Origin of the sequence: Pseudomonas wadenswilerensis (assembly GCF_900497695.1) — a bacterium.
Classification (GTDB): domain Bacteria; phylum Pseudomonadota; class Gammaproteobacteria; order Pseudomonadales; family Pseudomonadaceae; genus Aquipseudomonas; species Aquipseudomonas wadenswilerensis.
Map to the genome: position 1 here is coordinate 79690 of NZ_UIDD01000011.1, position 16556 is coordinate 96245.

At 61.2% G+C, this 16556-nt stretch carries 23 protein-coding genes; 10 read left to right on the forward strand and 13 right to left on the reverse strand.

Annotation, left to right across the window (positions count from 1 at the left end):
- Positions 1-82 precede the first annotated feature (82 nt).
- From hisG to CCOS864_RS23175, 8 genes are all read right to left on the reverse strand, one after another.
- On the reverse strand, positions 83-718 hold the full coding sequence (gene hisG, locus CCOS864_RS23140) for an ATP phosphoribosyltransferase (RefSeq protein ID WP_115088578.1): 636 nt from the start codon (positions 716-718) through the stop codon (positions 83-85).
- Between the two features lie 107 nt (positions 719-825).
- Positions 826-2091, reverse strand: coding sequence for a UDP-N-acetylglucosamine 1-carboxyvinyltransferase (gene murA, locus CCOS864_RS23145; RefSeq protein WP_010223372.1), 1266 nt, complete (start codon positions 2089-2091; stop codon positions 826-828).
- Positions 2092-2114: 23 nt separating this feature from the next.
- Positions 2115-2354 carry a BolA family protein gene (locus tag CCOS864_RS23150; RefSeq protein ID WP_010223373.1) on the reverse strand — a complete coding sequence of 80 codons (240 nt, stop codon included), beginning with the start codon at positions 2352-2354 and terminating at the stop codon, positions 2115-2117.
- Positions 2355-2469: 115 nt separating this feature from the next.
- Positions 2470-2775, reverse strand: a complete 306-nt coding sequence (locus CCOS864_RS23155; protein WP_115088579.1) for an STAS domain-containing protein — start codon at positions 2773-2775, stop codon at positions 2470-2472.
- Positions 2772-3422, reverse strand: coding sequence for an MlaC/ttg2D family ABC transporter substrate-binding protein (locus CCOS864_RS23160; RefSeq protein WP_115088580.1), 651 nt, complete (start codon positions 3420-3422; stop codon positions 2772-2774). Before CCOS864_RS23160 ends, CCOS864_RS23155 begins: the two co-directional genes overlap by 4 nt.
- A 9-nt stretch (positions 3423-3431) precedes the next feature.
- Positions 3432-3899, reverse strand: a complete 468-nt coding sequence (gene mlaD / locus CCOS864_RS23165) for an outer membrane lipid asymmetry maintenance protein MlaD (RefSeq protein ID WP_010223376.1) — start codon at positions 3897-3899, stop codon at positions 3432-3434.
- The gene (gene mlaE / locus CCOS864_RS23170) at positions 3899-4696 is read right to left on the reverse strand and encodes a lipid asymmetry maintenance ABC transporter permease subunit MlaE (protein WP_115088581.1); all 798 of its coding nucleotides are present in this window, start codon (positions 4694-4696) and stop codon (positions 3899-3901) included. Before mlaE ends, mlaD begins: the two co-directional genes overlap by 1 nt.
- A complete protein-coding gene (locus CCOS864_RS23175; protein WP_010223378.1) occupies positions 4696-5505 on the reverse strand; it encodes an ATP-binding cassette domain-containing protein in 810 nt (269 codons plus the stop codon). The genes mlaE and CCOS864_RS23175 overlap by 1 nt, the downstream gene beginning before the upstream one ends.
- 244 nt (positions 5506-5749) lie before the next feature.
- On the opposite strand from CCOS864_RS23175, the gene CCOS864_RS23180 reads away from it, so the two are divergent.
- The 10 genes from CCOS864_RS23180 to CCOS864_RS23225 all read left to right on the forward strand — a co-directional run bounded on the left by CCOS864_RS23180 (position 5750) and on the right by CCOS864_RS23225 (position 12760).
- Positions 5750-6724: a KpsF/GutQ family sugar-phosphate isomerase gene (locus CCOS864_RS23180; RefSeq protein WP_115088582.1), complete on the forward strand. Its 975-nt coding sequence runs from the start codon at positions 5750-5752 to the stop codon at positions 6722-6724.
- On the forward strand, positions 6725-7249 hold the full coding sequence (locus CCOS864_RS23185) for a KdsC family phosphatase (protein WP_115088583.1): 525 nt from the start codon (positions 6725-6727) through the stop codon (positions 7247-7249).
- An 8-nt stretch (positions 7250-7257) separates the two neighbouring features.
- Positions 7258-7833: an LPS export ABC transporter periplasmic protein LptC gene (gene lptC, locus CCOS864_RS23190; RefSeq protein ID WP_115088584.1), complete on the forward strand. Its 576-nt coding sequence runs from the start codon at positions 7258-7260 to the stop codon at positions 7831-7833.
- The gene (gene lptA, locus CCOS864_RS23195) at positions 7820-8344 is read left to right on the forward strand and encodes a lipopolysaccharide transport periplasmic protein LptA (RefSeq protein ID WP_010223382.1); all 525 of its coding nucleotides are present in this window, start codon (positions 7820-7822) and stop codon (positions 8342-8344) included. Before lptC ends, lptA begins: the two co-directional genes overlap by 14 nt.
- Positions 8345-9070 (forward strand): LPS export ABC transporter ATP-binding protein, encoded by a 726-nt coding sequence (lptB, locus tag CCOS864_RS23200; RefSeq protein WP_038996944.1) that lies wholly within the window; start codon positions 8345-8347, stop codon positions 9068-9070.
- A gap of 179 nt (positions 9071-9249) precedes the next feature.
- On the forward strand, positions 9250-10743 hold the full coding sequence (locus CCOS864_RS23205; RefSeq protein ID WP_115088585.1) for an RNA polymerase factor sigma-54: 1494 nt from the start codon (positions 9250-9252) through the stop codon (positions 10741-10743).
- Positions 10744-10824: 81 nt separating this feature from the next.
- The gene (hpf, locus tag CCOS864_RS23210; RefSeq protein WP_010223385.1) at positions 10825-11133 is read left to right on the forward strand and encodes a ribosome hibernation-promoting factor, HPF/YfiA family; all 309 of its coding nucleotides are present in this window, start codon (positions 10825-10827) and stop codon (positions 11131-11133) included.
- A 12-nt stretch (positions 11134-11145) separates the two neighbouring features.
- On the forward strand, positions 11146-11610 hold the full coding sequence (ptsN, locus tag CCOS864_RS23215) for a PTS IIA-like nitrogen regulatory protein PtsN (RefSeq protein ID WP_115088586.1): 465 nt from the start codon (positions 11146-11148) through the stop codon (positions 11608-11610).
- Between the two features lie 2 nt (positions 11611-11612).
- Entirely contained in the window at positions 11613-12467 is an 855-nt protein-coding gene (gene rapZ, locus CCOS864_RS23220) for an RNase adapter RapZ (protein WP_045196339.1), read from the forward strand.
- Positions 12468-12487: 20 nt separating this feature from the next.
- Positions 12488-12760: an HPr family phosphocarrier protein gene (locus tag CCOS864_RS23225; RefSeq protein ID WP_115088587.1), complete on the forward strand. Its 273-nt coding sequence runs from the start codon at positions 12488-12490 to the stop codon at positions 12758-12760.
- Positions 12761-12774: 14 nt separating this feature from the next.
- Here the strand turns inward: CCOS864_RS23225 and CCOS864_RS23230 are convergent, their stop codons facing one another.
- The 5 genes from CCOS864_RS23230 to CCOS864_RS23250 are packed head-to-tail and all read right to left on the reverse strand — an operon-like array spanning position 12775 to position 16552.
- Positions 12775-13668 (reverse strand): ZIP family metal transporter, encoded by an 894-nt coding sequence (locus CCOS864_RS23230; RefSeq protein WP_115088588.1) that lies wholly within the window; start codon positions 13666-13668, stop codon positions 12775-12777.
- An 11-nt stretch (positions 13669-13679) separates the two neighbouring features.
- Complete coding sequence (locus tag CCOS864_RS23235) at positions 13680-14291, reverse strand: superoxide dismutase (RefSeq protein WP_115088589.1); 612 nt, start codon at positions 14289-14291, stop codon at positions 13680-13682.
- A gap of 1 nt (position 14292) precedes the next feature.
- Positions 14293-14754 carry a hypothetical protein gene (locus CCOS864_RS23240; RefSeq protein ID WP_115088590.1) on the reverse strand — a complete coding sequence of 154 codons (462 nt, stop codon included), beginning with the start codon at positions 14752-14754 and terminating at the stop codon, positions 14293-14295.
- 27 nt (positions 14755-14781) lie between these two features.
- Entirely contained in the window at positions 14782-16158 is a 1377-nt protein-coding gene (locus CCOS864_RS23245) for a class II fumarate hydratase (RefSeq protein ID WP_115088591.1), read from the reverse strand.
- Complete coding sequence (locus tag CCOS864_RS23250) at positions 16151-16552, reverse strand: FagA protein (RefSeq protein WP_115088592.1); 402 nt, start codon at positions 16550-16552, stop codon at positions 16151-16153. The genes CCOS864_RS23245 and CCOS864_RS23250 overlap by 8 nt, the downstream gene beginning before the upstream one ends.
- Positions 16553-16556: the final 4 nt, after the last annotated feature.

Here is a 16556-nt window from a genome sequence, read left to right on the forward strand (position 1 = left end):
ACCAGTCCATCCGCGCGGGCACCCGAGAAAATTGGCTATGACGCGGATAGACGGGCGCGACAGCGAAGGTCGCGCGCAGAAGTCAGCCGCGGTGTCGCGATTCGACAGCCTGGCGCAGGGTGTCGATCAGGCTCTGGATGCGGGCGTGCTGCATCTTCATCGAAGCCTTGTTGACCACCAGCCGGGAGCTGATGGTGGCAATCAGTTCCTGGGGTTCCAGGCCGTTGGCACGCAGGGTGTTACCGGTATCGACGACGTCGATGATCTTGTCGGCCAGGCCGATCAGCGGCGCCAGCTCCATCGAGCCATACAGCTTGATGATATCGACCTGACGGCCTTGTTCGGCGTAGTAACGCTTGGCGACGTTGACGAACTTGGTGGCGATGCGCAGACGGCCTTTAGGCTCGGCAGCGCCGATCTTGCCGGCGGTCATCAGCTTGCACTGGGCAATCTGCAGGTCCAGCGGCTCGTACAGGCCCTGGCCACCGTACTCCATCAGCACGTCCTTGCCGGCCACGCCCAGATCGGCGGCACCATGCTCGACATAGGTCGGCACGTCGGTGGCGCGCACGATCAGCAGACGTACGTCTTCCTGAGTCGTAGGGATGATCAGCTTGCGGCTCTTGTCCGGGTTCTCGGTCGGAACGATACCGGCTTCCGCCAGCAGCGGCAGGGTGTCGTCGAGAATCCGACCTTTGGATAGCGCGATGGTCAACATGGGAAACGTCGGTCCTTATGCGGCTACAGCCGGCCGGGCACTCAACAGGCCCGACCGCATTAATTCGGTGCAGCAATTGGCTGGCGCGTCCCTGCGCCACTCACAGACTAGCCCGGTACGCGACGGATCTTGGCGCCGAGCATCTGCAGTTTTTCCTCGATGCACTCGTAACCACGGTCGATGTGGTAGATGCGGTCGATCAGCGTATCGCCTTCGGCAACCAGCGCCGACAGCACCAGGCTGGCCGAAGCCCGCAGGTCGGTGGCCATTACTGGAGCGCCTTTGAGGGTCTTGGTCCCGGTAACGATGGCAGTGTTGCCTTCGACCTGGATCAGGGCACCCATGCGGTGCATTTCGTAGACGTGCATGAAGCGGTTTTCGAAGATCGTCTCGATCACCGCACCAGTGCCTTCGGCAATGGCGTTGAGCGAGATGAACTGCGCCTGCATGTCGGTCGGGAACGCCGGGTACGGAGCGGTGCGCAGGTTGACGGCTTTCGGCCGCTTGCCGTGCATGTCCAGCTCGATCCAGTCTTCACCGGTGGTGACTTCGGCGCCGGCTTCCTTGAGTTTCTCAAGGACGGCTTCAAGGATGGTCGGATCGGTGTCCTTGACCTTGACGCGGCCGCCAGTAACGGCAGCGGCGACCAGGTAGGTACCGGTTTCGATGCGGTCAGGCATGACGCGGTAGGTCGCCGAACCCAGGCGCTCGACGCCATCGATGGTGATGGTGTCGGTACCGGCGCCCTGGACTTTCGCACCCATGGCGTTGAGGAAGTTGGCAAGGTCGACCACTTCCGGCTCGCGCGCGGCGTTTTGCAGCACGCTGCGGCCTTTGGCCAGGGCTGCGGCCATCATGATGTTCTCGGTACCGGTCACACTGACGGTATCGAAGAAGAAGTGTGCGCCACGCAGGCCGCCTTCAGGGGCCTTGGCCTTGATGTAGCCGCCTTCGACCTCGATCTTCGCGCCCATGGCTTCAAGGCCGCGGATGTGCAGGTCGACCGGACGCGAACCAATGGCGCAACCGCCAGGCAGGGCCACTTCGGCTTCGCCAAAGCGGGCAACCATCGGGCCCAGTACCAGGATCGAGGCGCGCATGGTTTTCACCAGCTCGTAAGGCGCGACCAGGGTCTTGATGGTGCGTGGGTCGATTTCGACCGAGAGCTTCTCGTCGATCACCGGCTCAATGCCCATGCGGCCGAACAGCTCGATCATCGTGGTGATGTCATGCAGGTGCGGCAGGTTGCCAACGGTGACCGGGCCATCGCAGAGCAAGGTGGCCGCCAGAATCGGCAGGGCAGCGTTCTTTGCCCCGGAAATGCGGATTTCGCCATCGAGGCGAACGCCGCCAGTAATAATCAGTTTGTCCATTAGAGTCTCGCCGCCAAGTTGGCTCAGGTGCGCTCAGCCCAGGCTGCGCTGCTGAAAAATTTCATGGTTACCGCATGGATGCTGCCATCGGTGATCCACGGGTTAAGGTGAGCATAGATCTGCTGCTGACGCTTGACCGGGCTCAGGGCCGCCAATTCGTCGCTGATCACGTTCAACTGGAAGTTGCAGCCTTCGCCTTCAACTTCGACCCGGGTTCCCGGCAACTTTTCTTCAAGGAAGTTCTTAACTTCTACGGCCTGCATGCTCAACCTCAATCGGCGCCCTTTGCGCGCGGGTCGGCCATCATACAAAAAAGCCCCTCGCCTGCGAACCCCGTAATCGGAGACTCTGACAGAGGGGCCAGTCGCTGGCTGGCGGTCATTGACCGGCCAGCACCTCGTCGAGGTCATAAACCTCGGCGATTTCACGCATGTCCTGGGGCATCGTGCGAACTTCGACGGCCTTGCCGGCCGCCTTGCCATCGCGCATGAAGGCCAGCAGCAGGGACAGACCGACGCTGCTGGATTTCTCCACTTTCGAGCAATCCAGCACCAGGCCCGGGGCCTTGCACGCCGCAATCAAGGCCTTGCCTTCCTTGCGCAAGGCCGGCCCGCTGCGATAGTCGAGCACCCCGGCCAGGCTCAATATACCTGGCTCGCTCATGGTCACGGCGCTGTCGGTCATTGCGCTTGCTTCTCAGCCGCTTGTTCGGTGGTTTCCTTGGCCTTGGCCACTTCACCGGCCCACCCGTCGATGGTCTTGTCCAGGTCGTTGCCGTTGCGCTGCATGGCATCGGCGAACTGGTCACGGAACAGCTTGCCGATGTTGATACCGTTGACGATAACGTTGCGCACCTTCCACTCGCCATTGAGCTTGGTCAGGGTGTACTGCACCGGGTACACGGCACCGTTGTTGCCCTTGACGCTCATGTCGACGCTGGCACGCTCGTCACCATCTTTCTTCTCGCTGCCGACGGTGATGCCCTGGTTGTTGTACTCGAGCAGGGCATTGCCATAGAACTGCATCAGGCTGCGCTTGAAGTTCTCCTGAAAGCGCTGCATCTGCTCAGGGGTGGCCTTGCGCGAATACTTGACGGTCATGATGCTTTTCGAGATGCCATCGGCATCGACAACCGGGCCCAGGTTGGCGTTGAGCGCATCGTAGAACGCGCTCGGGTTGGCCTTGTACTGCTCTTTGTTGGCCTTGAGGTCAGACAGCAACTGGGTGGTGGTCTTCTCGATCACTTCTTTGGGTGACTGAGCAGCCGCACCGGCCATCAATGGCAGCGCTGCCAGCAACACCAGCAAGCCGCGTCGCAGGATAGAAATCATGGAAACTCCTTATTTAGCTTCTTTGCCAACGGTATTGAGCAGGAACTTGCCAATCAGATCTTCCAGTACCAGCGCCGACTGGGTGTCATGAATGGTTGCACCATCCTTGAGCACCGCATCTTCTCCGCCCACGCTGATACCGATGTATTTCTCGCCGAGCAGCCCGGCGGTGAGGATGGATGCAGTGGAATCGACAGGCAGGTTATCTACCCGTTTTTCCAGCTGCAGCGTCACTCGACCGGTAAAGGTGTCACGATCCAGATCGATGGCAGTGACCTTGCCGATGGTCACACCGGCCATGGTCACTTTAGCTCTGACAGTCAAACCGGCGATATTGTCGAAATTGGCATAAAGTTTATACGTGTCGCTGCTCGGGCTCGCCGACAGGCCGCTGACGCGCAGGGCCAGCAGGATCAGCGCCAGGATCCCGGCCAGAAGAAACAGGCCGACACCGATTTCCAGGGTGCGGTTTTGCATCAGAAATCTCCAAACATCAAGGCGGTCAGAATAAAGTCCAGACCCAGGACTGCCAATGAGGCATAGACCACGGTCTTGGTGGTGGCACGACTGATCCCTTCTGAGGTGGGCTCGCAGTCATAACCCTGGAATACGGCGATCCAGGTCACGACGAAGGCAAAAACCAGGCTTTTGATCACCCCGTTGAGCACATCATCGGTAAAGGAAACACTGTTCTGCATGTTGGCCCAGAACGAGCCTTCGTAGACGCCCAGCCAGTCCACCGCGACCCACGAACCACCCCAGATGCCGACCACGCTGAAGATCAGCGCCAGCAACGGCAGGGAGATGAAACCGGCCCACAGCCGCGGAGCGACAATGTACTTGAGCGGGTCGACACCGATCATTTCCAGGCTGGACAGCTGCTCGGTGGATTTCATGTTGCCGATCTCGGCGGTCAGCGCCGAACCGGCGCGGCCAGCGAACAGCAGCGCGGTAACCACCGGCCCCAGCTCACGCAGCAAGGTCAGGGCGACCATCTGCCCCACCGCCTGCTCGGAACCGTACTTGGTGAGGATGCTGAACCCCTGCAGGGCCAGCACCATGCCGATGAACACGCCGGAAACGACGATGATCGCCAGCGACAGCACGCCCACCGAGTAAAGCTGCCGGACCAGTAGCTGGAAGCCGCCGCCGGTGCCACTGCGCCCTACCAGCGAATGCAGCAGGAACAGAAAGGAACGGCCGAGCACGGCCAGTACGTCGATGGCCGAGCGGCCAAAGCGACGAATACGTTCGAGCATGGATTTTCTGCGCATCAACGCTTCCCCAGAAGATCGGCGCGGTAATCCGGCGCAGGAAAGTGAAAGGGTACCGGGCCATCCGGGTCGCCTTTCATGAATTGACGAATGCGCGGGTTGTCGGAGCCCATCAGTTCTTCTGGCGTACCCTGCCCCAGCACCTGGCCATCACCGACCACATAGATATAGTCGGCAATACTGGCGGTTTCGGCCAGGTCATGGGAAACGACGATGCTGGTGATGCCCAGGGCATCGTTGAGCAGGCGAATCAGCCGCACCAGTACACCCATGGCAATCGGGTCCTGGCCGACGAACGGTTCGTCGTACATGAGGATCTGCGGGTCAAGGGCAATCGCCCGGGCCAGGGCGACGCGGCGCTTCATGCCACCGGACAGCTCGTCGGGCATCAGTTCGATGGCGCCGCGCAAGCCAACGGCCTGGAGCTTCATCAGGACGATGTCGCGAATCATCTCGTCAGACAGCTGAGTATGCACCCGCAACGGGAACGCCACGTTCTCGAACACATCGAGATCGGTGAACAGCGCACCACTCTGGAACAGCACGCCCATCTGCTTGCGGGCATCGAACAGGTCGCTGCGCGACAGGGTCGGCAGGTTCTGCCCGGCCACCCAGACCTCGCCACTGGCCGGACGCAACTGTGCGCCCATCAGCCGCAGCAGCGTGGTCTTGCCGCACCCGGAAGGCCCCATGATGCCGGTAACCTTGCCGCGGGGAATGCGTATATCGACATTATTGAAGATGCTGCGCGAACCGCGCTTGAAGGTCACACCCTTCAATTCGACCGCGTAGGCGTTATCAACGCTCATCTAGACTCCTTGCGATGCAGCCTTCTCACTCAGACGCGCGCCCCCTTCGTGGAGGCACGCACGCGCCGAGCGGGCCGAACAGCGGCGAACTATAGCACCGCTGATAGGGCCGCCCCAAGGCCGCCACGGTGCTTGTTCAGGTATGGTTAAGCTAAGTGGACGACTGTATGACAATCACAAGGTGAGGCTTTTGCCCTTTACCGCTATAATCGCCGCCTTTTCATCAGGCAATCCGATTTTCGACATGAGCCAATCCAGCGACCTGATCCAATCCGCGCAGCGCACCATCCGTTTCGAACTCGAGGCGGTTGAGGGCCTGCTGGCCCACATCGACGCCGATTTCGTCAAGGCATGCGAGCTGATCCTGGCCAGCAAAGGCCGGGTAGTGGTGGTCGGCATGGGCAAGTCGGGGCACATCGGCAACAAAATTGCCGCCACCCTGGCCAGCACCGGTACGCCGGCGTTTTTCGTCCACCCGGCCGAAGCCAGCCATGGCGACATGGGCATGATCACCCGTGATGACGTGATCCTGGCCCTGTCCAACTCGGGCTCGACCGCCGAGATCGTTACCCTGCTGCCGCTGATCAAGCGCCTGGGCATCCAGCTGATCAGCCTCACCGGCAACCCCGACTCGCCGCTGGCCAAGGCCGCCGAAGTCAACCTCGATGCCCGCGTTGCCCAGGAGGCCTGCCCGCTGAACCTGGCACCGACGTCTTCGACCACCGCGGCCCTGGTCCTGGGCGACGCCCTGGCCATCGCCTTGCTCGAAGCCCGTGGTTTCACCGCTGAAGACTTCGCGTTCTCGCACCCAGGCGGCGCCCTGGGCCGACGACTGCTGCTGAAAGTCGAGAACGTCATGCACGCGGGTGAAGAGCTGCCCCAAGTACAACGCGGCACCCTGCTCAAGGACGCACTCCTTGAAATGTCTCGCAAAGGTTTGGGTATGACCGTGGTGCTTGAAGCCGACGGACGGCTGGCCGGGATCTTCACCGACGGCGACCTGCGCCGCAGCCTCGATCGCAACATCGACGTACACAAGACCCTCATCGAAGACGTCATGACCGCCCACGGCAAGACCGCACGCGCCGAAATGCTCGCCGCCGAAGCCCTGAAGATCATGGAAGACCACAAGATCAGCGCCCTGGTGGTGATCGACAAGGACGAGCGCCCGGTCGGCGCCCTGAACATGCACGACCTGTTGCGTGCGGGAGTGATGTAAATGACCCAGGACCTGCTCCAGCGCGGCAAGGCCATCAAACTGGCGGTTTTCGACGTAGACGGCGTACTCACCGACGGACGCCTGTACTTTCTCGAAGATGGCAGCGAATTCAAGACCTTCAACACCCTCGACGGTCAGGGCATCAAGATGCTCATGAACTCGGGCGTGACCACCGCCATCATCAGCGGGCGCAAGACCCCGGTGGTCGAGCGCCGGGCAAAGAACCTCGGCATCCCCCACCTGTATCAGGGGCGCGAAGATAAATTGGTGGTTCTGGACGAGCTTCTTGGCCAGCTCAACCTAAGCTATGAACAGGTCGCCTATCTGGGCGACGACCTGCCCGACCTGCCGGTGATCCGCCGGGTGGGCCTGGGCATGGCAGTGGCCAATGCCGCTACCTTCGTCCGCGAGCACGCCCATGGCGTAACCCGCGCGCGCGGTGGCGAAGGCGCAGCCCGCGAGTTCTGCGAACTGATCCTGCAAGCCCAGGGCAACCTGGACGCGGCCAATGCCCACTACCTGTAGAGCGACACATGTTCAGTAAGAAAATCCGTAACATTGCGCTGTTCAGTGTGCTTGCCGCCTTGCTGGTGGCGGTTGGCTACTGGAACATCAGCCCCGAGAGCTTTCTCGACAACAAGCCGGTAGCCGCGCCCGACCAGAGCGCCATCGACTACTACGCGATCAATGCCCATAGCGTGCAGTTCCTGCCCGACGGCAAGATGCAGTACGAGATGACCGCCGACAAGGTCGAACACCTCAAGGTCAGCGAAGTCACCCTGCTGACCACGCCTGACCTGCAGATGTACCGCGGCACCACCTACCCGTGGCACGTGCAGAGCGAGCGCGGCGAGGTCAACCCCGATGGCAGCGAAGTCGAATTGATCGATTCGGTACGGGTTGCCCGCACCGATGAAAAAAACCGCACCATGATCATTACCACCAGCCGCATGACGGTATTCCCGCAGAAGCAATATGCGCAAACCGAGCAAGCCGTTAGAATCGACGGCGCCGGTGGCGTAACTACGGGCAATGGAATGAAAGCGTATTTGAAAGACGGCAGGATGGACCTGCTGTCCAACGTAAGAGGACAGTATGAGGCTCGTTAAAACCCTCCCCTTTTTGCTCAGCCTGAGCGCAGCACTGGGAAGCGCGAGCGCCTGGGCCCTGCCGACCGACCGTGACCAGCCGATCCGTATCCAGGCTGACCATGCTCAACTGGATGACAAACAAGGCGTCGCCACCTACACCGGTGACGTGATCATCACCCAGGGTTCGATGATGATCAAAGGCAACACCGTGACCATCACCCGCACTGCCGGTGGCGACATCGACGTGGTGACCTCGGTGGGCAACCTGGCCTACTTCGAACAGCAGCAGAGCGCGGCCAAGCCAGACAAGATGCAAGGCTATGGCAAGACCATCCAGTACAATGCGCCGCAAAACCGCATCGTCCTGATCGACCGCGCCAAAGTGATCAACGAAGGCAACACCACCGAAGGCGAGAAGATCGTCTACGACACGGTGAAACAGATCGCTACCGCCGGTCGCGGTGGCAAAGTCACCGAGTCGCGTCCGCGCATCGACATGGTGATCCAGCCGAAGAAGAAGGCCGAGTAAATGGCAACCCTCAAAGCCCAGCACCTGGCCAAGAGCTACAAGAGCCGCCAAGTGGTTCGCGACGTCAGCCTGTCGATCGACAGCGGCCAGATCGTCGGCCTGCTCGGCCCCAACGGCGCCGGCAAGACCACCTGTTTCTACATGATCGTCGGCCTGGTCCAGGCCGATCAGGGCCGCGTCCTGATCGACGACCTCGATGTCAGCCACCAGCCCATGCACGGCCGCGCCCGCGCCGGCATTGGCTATCTGCCGCAGGAAGCCTCGATCTTCCGCAAGCTGTCGGTGGCCGACAACATCATGGCGATCCTCGAAACCCGCAAGGACCTGGACCGCGATGGCCGGCGCAAAGAGCTGGAAAGCCTGCTGCAGGAATTCCACATCAGCCACATCCGCGACAACCTCGGCATGAGCCTCTCCGGTGGCGAACGCCGCCGCGTCGAGATTGCCCGCGCCCTGGCCACCGCGCCCAAGTTCATTCTGCTCGACGAACCCTTTGCCGGTGTCGACCCGATCTCGGTCGGCGACATCAAGCAGATCATCCACCACCTGAAGGCCAAGGGCATTGGCGTTCTGATCACCGACCACAACGTCCGTGAGACCCTGGATATCTGCGAAACCGCTTACATCGTCAACGATGGCCAACTGATCGCCGAAGGCGATGCAGAAACCATCCTGGCCAACGATCTGGTCAAAGAGGTTTACCTCGGCCATGAGTTCCGCCTGTAGGCTCAAGGTGTAAGGCGCTGCCAGAGCGCTCTCGATCAAGCCAGTTCATGGCTTAATTGTTACGGCGCTCTAGGCAAACGCTGCAATTTCAGGCATATAATTTGCTTAAAGTTGGCGCTTCGGTGCCCTTGTAGTGGATGGCGCATGTGCGCCGGCAAATAAGGTGTTAAGCCCCTGCCATGAAACCATCGCTCGTCCTAAGAATGGGCCAGCAACTGACGATGACCCCGCAGTTGCAACAGGCCATACGTCTGCTCCAGCTTTCTACCCTGGACCTCCAGCAGGAAATCCAGGAAGCGCTGGAATCAAACCCGATGCTCGAGCGCCAGGAAGATGGCGACGACTTCGACAACAGCGACCCGATGGCCGACAACGCCGAGAGCAAACCCGTCGCCGAAGTTCAGGAAACCAGCTTCCAGGAGACCGCCCCGACGGTGGACAACCTCGAAGAAGGCGAGTGGAACGAACGCATCCCCAACGAGCTGCCGGTCGACACCGCCTGGGAAGACATCTACCAGACCAGCGCCAGCAGCCTGCCCAGCAACGACGATGACGAGTGGGACTTCACCACCCGCACCTCCGTTGGCGAGAGCCTGCAAAGCCATCTGCTCTGGCAACTGAACCTGGCTCCGATGTCCGACACCGACCGGCTGATCGCCGTGACGTTGATCGACTGCATCAATAACCAGGGCTACCTCGACGAAACCCTGGAAGAAGTCTGTGATTCCTTCGACCCCGAGCTCGACATCGAGCTGGATGAAGTCGAGGCCGTGCTGCACCGTATTCAACAGTTCGAACCGGCCGGCATCGGCGCGCGCAACCTCAGCGAGTGCCTGTTGCTGCAACTGCGCCAGCTGCCGCCGCGCACGCCGTGGATGGCCGAAGCCCAGCGCCTGGTCAGCGACTACATCGACCTGCTCGGTGGCCGTGACTACAGCCAGCTGATGCGCCGCATGAAGCTCAAGGAAGACGAACTGCGCCAGGTCATCGAGCTGGTACAGAGCCTCAACCCGCGCCCCGGCTCGCAAATCGAGTCGAGCGAAGCCGAATACGTGGTGCCGGACGTGATCGTGCGCAAGGACAACGAACGCTGGCTGGTCGAGCTCAACCAGGAGGCGGTCCCCCGCCTGCGGGTCAACCCGCAGTACGCCGGCTTCGTTCGCCGCGCCGACACCAGCGCCGACAACACCTTCATGCGCAACCAGCTGCAGGAAGCGCGCTGGTTCATCAAGAGCCTGCAAAGCCGCAACGAGACCCTGATGAAGGTCGCCACCCAGATCGTCGAGCACCAGCGTGGCTTCCTCGATCATGGCGACGAAGCGATGAAACCGCTGGTGTTGCACGATATCGCCGAAGCGGTGGGCATGCACGAGTCGACGATTTCCCGGGTGACCACGCAAAAATACATGCACACGCCCCGCGGTATTTACGAGCTGAAGTACTTTTTCTCCAGCCACGTCAGCACCTCCGAAGGCGGCGAATGCTCGTCCACGGCGATCCGCGCGATCATCAAAAAACTTGTTGCAGCGGAAAATCAGAAAAAGCCATTGAGTGACAGCAAGATCGCTGGTTTACTGGAGGCACAAGGCATCCAGGTAGCACGTCGCACCGTCGCCAAGTACCGCGAGTCCCTCGGCATTGCACCGTCGAGCGAGCGCAAGCGATTGATGTAACGGCTCCTGAGGTGTGCCACCGCAGTTCAGTGGCAGGCGCAACACCTGCCTCTTATGCACCGGCAACAAAGGAGAAGCTGTATGCAAGTCAATATCAGTGGACAGCATGTAGAAGTTACTCAGCCCCTGCGTGAGTACGTCGAGCAAAAATTGAAACGGCTGGAGGGGCATTTCGACAAGATTACCAATGTGACGGTAATCATGAAGGTCGAGAAGTTGCAGCAGAAGATTGAAGCAACGCTGTTCATTCCCGGCGGCGAAGTGGTTGCAAATGCCGAACACCAAGACATGTATGCAGCGATCGATGCCTTGACTGACAAGCTCGACCGCCAACTGAAAAAACACAAGGAAAAACAGCAAAGCCTGCTGCAAGGTGCAGCGGCCCGCTGATCCCCCTCATCCATGATCCGACTTGAAACCATCCTGACCCCCGGCCGTTCCCTTGTGAACGTGCCGGGCGGCAGTAAAAAGCGTGCGCTCGAACAGATCGCCAATCTGATCGGCAAACAAGTGCCCGAGCTGGACACCCAGGACGTGTACGAAGCCCTGATCGCCCGGGAAAAACTGGGCTCTACCGGCTTCGGCAACGGCATTGCCATTCCGCATTGCCGCCTCAAGGGCTGCGAATCGCCGGTCAGCGCACTGTTGCACCTTGACGCCCCTATCGATTTCGACGCCATCGATGGCGCTCCGGTCGACCTGCTGTTCGTACTGCTGGTCCCGGAAGCGGCTACCGATGCGCACCTGGAGCTGCTGCGCCAGATCGCCAGCATGCTCGATAGCAAGGACGTACGCGAAAAACTGCGTGCGGCCACCAGTAACGAATCCTTGTACCAGGTCGTGCTGGACGTACAAAACGGGCACTGAACATGCGCTTGATCATCGTTAGCGGCCGGTCCGGCTCCGGCAAGAGCACCGCCCTCGATGTACTTGAGGACAACGGTTACTACTGCATCGACAACCTGCCGGCGGGCTTGCTGCCGCAGTTGGCCGAAAGCGCCCTGATCAACACTGAATTGATGCAGCCCAAAGTGGCCGTATCGATTGACGCGCGCAACCTGCCCAGCCACCTCTCGCGCTTTCCCGAGTTGCTTGAGGACGCCCGTAGCCGGCACATCCAGTGTGACGTGTTGTACCTGGATGCCGATGAAGAAACCCTGCTCAAACGCTTCTCGGAAACCCGCCGCCGCCACCCGCTAACCAACAACGAACGCTCGCTGGCCGAAGCGATCGAGGTCGAAAGTGAACTGCTCGGGCCGATCGCTGACCTCGCCGACCTGAAAATCGACACCACCAACCTGAACCTGTATCAGCTGCGTGATTCGATCAAGTTGCGCCTGCTCAACCAGCCGGAGCCAGGCACGGCATTCCTGGTCGAGTCCTTCGGCTTCAAGCGGGGCATGCCGGTAGACGCCGACCTGGTGTTCGATGTGCGTTGCCTGCCCAACCCCTACTGGAAGCCGGAACTACGTGACCATTCGGGCCTCGAGCAACCGGTAATCGATTACCTGGCAGCGCAGCCGGATGTCGAGGACATGTTCCAGGACATCTCCAGCTACCTGCTCAAATGGTTGCCACGCTTTGCCGCCAGCAACCGTGCTTATGTCACCATTGCCATTGGCTGCACTGGCGGCCACCACCGTTCGGTGTACCTGACCGAGCGCCTGGGCCAGTTACTGCAACAATCGTTAAAGAACGTCCAGGTCCGCCACCGCGACCTCTAGCCCACAGGACCAGCGCCTCGATGCCCGCAAAAGAAATCACCATCATCAACAAGCTGGGGCTGCACGCCCGGGCGGCGGCAAAGTTCGTTGGAGTCGCTGGCAGGTTCCCCTGCCAGGTTCGCGTTGGCCGAGCCCCGGAATCATTGGTCGATGGCAAGAGCATCATGGCGGTCATGATGCTGGCGGCCGGTAAAGGCACCGCCATTCATCTGCACACAGAGGGCGAACAGGACGATGATGCACTCAAGGCCCTGATCGAGCTGATCAACAATTACTTCGACGAGGGCGAGTAACCGCCCCCGTTTTCTCACGAAAGCGCCGTATCCATCACCATCATCAGGCAGAAGCCGATGCACAGGCCAAGACTGGCCAGCCGGTGATGGCCATTGCTGCGTGATTCCGGAATGATTTCCTGGGTCACCACCAGCAACATCGCACCCGCCGCGCAAGCCAGCCCCAATGGCAGCAACAGCTCCGCCACGCTAACCAGCCAGGCGCACACCACCGCCGCCAGCGGCTCGACCAGACCTGAAGCCGCACCGATCAGAAACGCCTTGAAGCGGGCCATCCCCGCCCCTGCCAGCACCAGGGCGATGACCAGGCCTTCGGGCACATCCTGCAAGGCGATACCCATGGCCAGGCTGTCGGCATCAGGCATGCCGCCGCCGGCAGACACGCCAATGGCCATCCCTTCCGGAATGTTATGGGCAATGATGGCGATGACGAACACCCAGATCCGCGCGGCGATCACCGGCTGCTGGGCAGTGCCGACCAGCGCCTCCGGTGAAGCGCCGGAGACCTTCAGGTCCACCAGGTACAGACAGAAGGCCCCGAACAACAAGCCGAAGCTGACCAACCCACCCGCACCCCATTTACCCAGGCCAATGGCCTGGGCGGCATCCAGCCCGGGAATGATCAGCGAGAAAGCCGTGGCTGCCAGCATTACCCCGGCCCCGAAGCCCAGCAGGGTATCGGCGAGCGCCACCGGCATGTTGCGGATCACCAGCACCGGCACGGCGCCCAGGGCAGTGCCCAGGGCGCACAGCGCACCGCCTTCAAGTGCCCGCAACATGCGCGGCTCAAGATCAAGCCAGGCGATACCCTGAGCCACCAGCAGCGCGAAGCCGACCAGCAACAACAGGGTACCGAGCGCCAGGCGAAACAGCCGCACTCCGGCAATGGACATCACATCCGAACGCATACCAGCGCGACTCACACAAGCGCGGCTGCGTAACGACGCTCTACCTCGGACCAGTCGATCACGTTGTAGAACGCGTTGATGTATTCCGGACGGCGGTTCTGGTACAGCAGGTAGTAAGCATGCTCCCAGACGTCCAGGCCGAGTATCGGCGTGTTGCCGTTCATCAGCGGGCTGTCCTGGTTACCACTGCTTTCGACCACCAGGGTCTTGGCCGGGGTCACGCTCAACCAGGCCCAGCCGCTGCCGAAACGGGTCAGCGCAGCCTTGGTAAAAGCGTCCTTGAAGGCGTCGAAACCACCCAATTGCTCCTCGATGGCCTTGGCCACGGCGCCTTGTGGCAAGCCCCCGCCCTTGGGCGACATCACCCTCCAGAACAGCGAATGGTTGGCGTGGCCGCCGCCCTGGTTAATCACTGCGTTCTGCAACTTCTCCGGCAACTGCCTGACGCTGGCGACCAGTTTTTCCACCGGCCACTCGGCATACTCGCTGCCTTCTACCGCCGCATTGAGGTTGTTGATATAGGTCTGGTGGTGCTTGCTGTGGTGAATCTGCATGGTCTGAGTATCGATGTGCGGTTCCAGCGCATCGTAGGCGTAGGGCAATGCAGGCAAGGTGTAAGGCATTTCACTGGATTCCATATTGTAGGGGTGAAGGCCCGGCGCTTTCCTGGCCGGCATGCAGGGCCGGCTGCGGCTCGTGCCGGTAGAGCAGGCGTTCGGTACGCGGGTACTGGCCGTACTCGCCGATGAAGCTCAACAACTCGGTGTAGGTCTTGCTGCTGTGGCGCAGCGCAGCTGTGCGCAGCATCGGCGCCATGCGCGGATCCTGGGCGGTCTGTAACAGCCGCTGATGAATGGCGCAGAGGTACTCGGCGCTTTCCTGCGGCTGATTCAGGCGCAGGTGCAGGTCGGCCAGGTTGTGGTGAGCGATGACACAAACGGCCACCGCTTCGTCGGCGTCATGCCAGCGCTCGAACAACACCTGGGCAAGCGCCAGGGCCTGCAGATACAACTCGCGGGCGTCGACCAGCTCGCCCTGTTCGAACAGGCGGTTGGCAATTTCGGTGGTGCGTTTCCAGTGCTGCATGGCAAACCTCCAGAGCGGTGGACCGGCTCAGATCCCGCCAGCGGTGAGCTTTTCCGGGTCGAGCAGCGCTTCAAGCTGGCTGCGCGGCAGGTCGGTATGTTCCAGGGCCACGTCAATGATCGGGCGTCCCTGCTTGTAGGCGGTCTTGGCGATCTCGGCAGCCTTCTGGTAGCCGATGATCGGGTTCAGCGCGGTCACCAGGATCGGGTTGCGCGCCAACGCTTCCTTGAGCTTGGGCTCATTGACCTTGAAGCTGGCAATCGCCTTGTCGGCCAGCAAACGGCTGGCATTGGCCATCAGCTCGATACTGCTGAGCAGGTTCTGGGCGATGATCGGCAGCATCACGTTGAGCTCGAAGTTGCCCGACTGCCCGGCCACGGCGATGGTTGCGTCGTTGCCGATAACCTGCGCGGCAACCATGGCGGTCGCTTCCGGAATCACCGGATTGACCTTGCCCGGCATGATCGAGGAGCCCGGCTGCAACCCTTCGAGCTCGATTTCGCCAAGGCCTGCCAGCGGCCCGGAGTTCATCCAGCGCAGGTCGTTGGCGATCTTCATCAGCGCCACGGCGGCGGTCTTGAGCTGACCGGACACCGCCACGGCGGTGTCCTGCGAGCCGATCAGGGCGAACAGGTTCTGCCCCGGGACAAATTCGACGCGGGTCAGCGCGGTCAGTTGCTGGCTGAAGCGCGTGGCGAATTCAGGGTGGGCATTGATGCCAGTACCTACGGCAGTGCCGCCCTGGGCCAGCGCCTGCAGGCTTGGCAGGGTGGCCTGTAGATGGCCGATGGCCGCCTTGATCTGCGCCGCCCAACCACCCAATACCTGGCTCATGCGCACCGGCATGGCGTCCATCAGGTGGGTGCGGCCGGTCTTGATGAACGGATGCACCTGCTCGGCCTTGGCGTCGATCACCTTGACCAGGTGGTTCAGCGCCGGCAGCAGCTGCTCGTGCAACGCCAGGGCGGCACTGACATGAATGGTGGTGGGAATGATGTCGTTGCTGCTTTGCCCGCAGTTGACGTGATCGTTGGGGTTGACCGTGTCGCCCAGCACGCGGCTGGCCAGGGTGGCGATCACCTCGTTGGCGTTCATGTTCGAGCTGGTCCCGGAACCGGTCTGGAAGATATCCACCGGGAAGTGCTGCATGAAATCGCCCGCCAGCAGTTGCTCCACGGCGTTGACGATCGCCTCGCCACGGGCCTGGTCCAGCTGCTTGAGCTCGATATTGGCCTTGGCCGCGGCAGCCTTGGCCAGCAGCAGCGCGCGGATGAACTGGGTCGGCATGCGTTGCTGGCTGATCGGGAAGTTGTTCACCGCGCGCTGGGTCTGAGCGCCATACAGGGCCTCGGTCGGCACCAGCAGTTCACCCATGCTGTCGCGCTCGATACGGGTATTACTCATCATCAAGTCCTTGCATCAGTTCATCGTAGGAAATCGAAGGCAGCAGCACGCAGTTCGCCAGTTGCAGGGCGAAGGGCTGCCAGCGCTGGTTGTGTTCGCGACGGTCGAGGTTGCGCAGTTCCAGCAGCGGTCGCCAGGCCTGGTCCAGGCACAGGCAGCGCCAATGCCAGGGCAGCGCGCGATCGCAGGCGGTATCCAGCAGCAGGCGGAAAGAGGTCAAGGCGACGGTCCAGGCGCTGGTATCGGTGCAACACACCAGATAGCGGCCTTCGGTGAGGTAGTGTTCGATCAGCCGCGGCTCGTCCGGGTCAAGGGCACAGCGAATGCGCCGGCTCAGCCAGCGCCAGTTTTCCAGGTAGGGCAATTCGTGGAGGACTGGTTTCATGAACATCATCGCC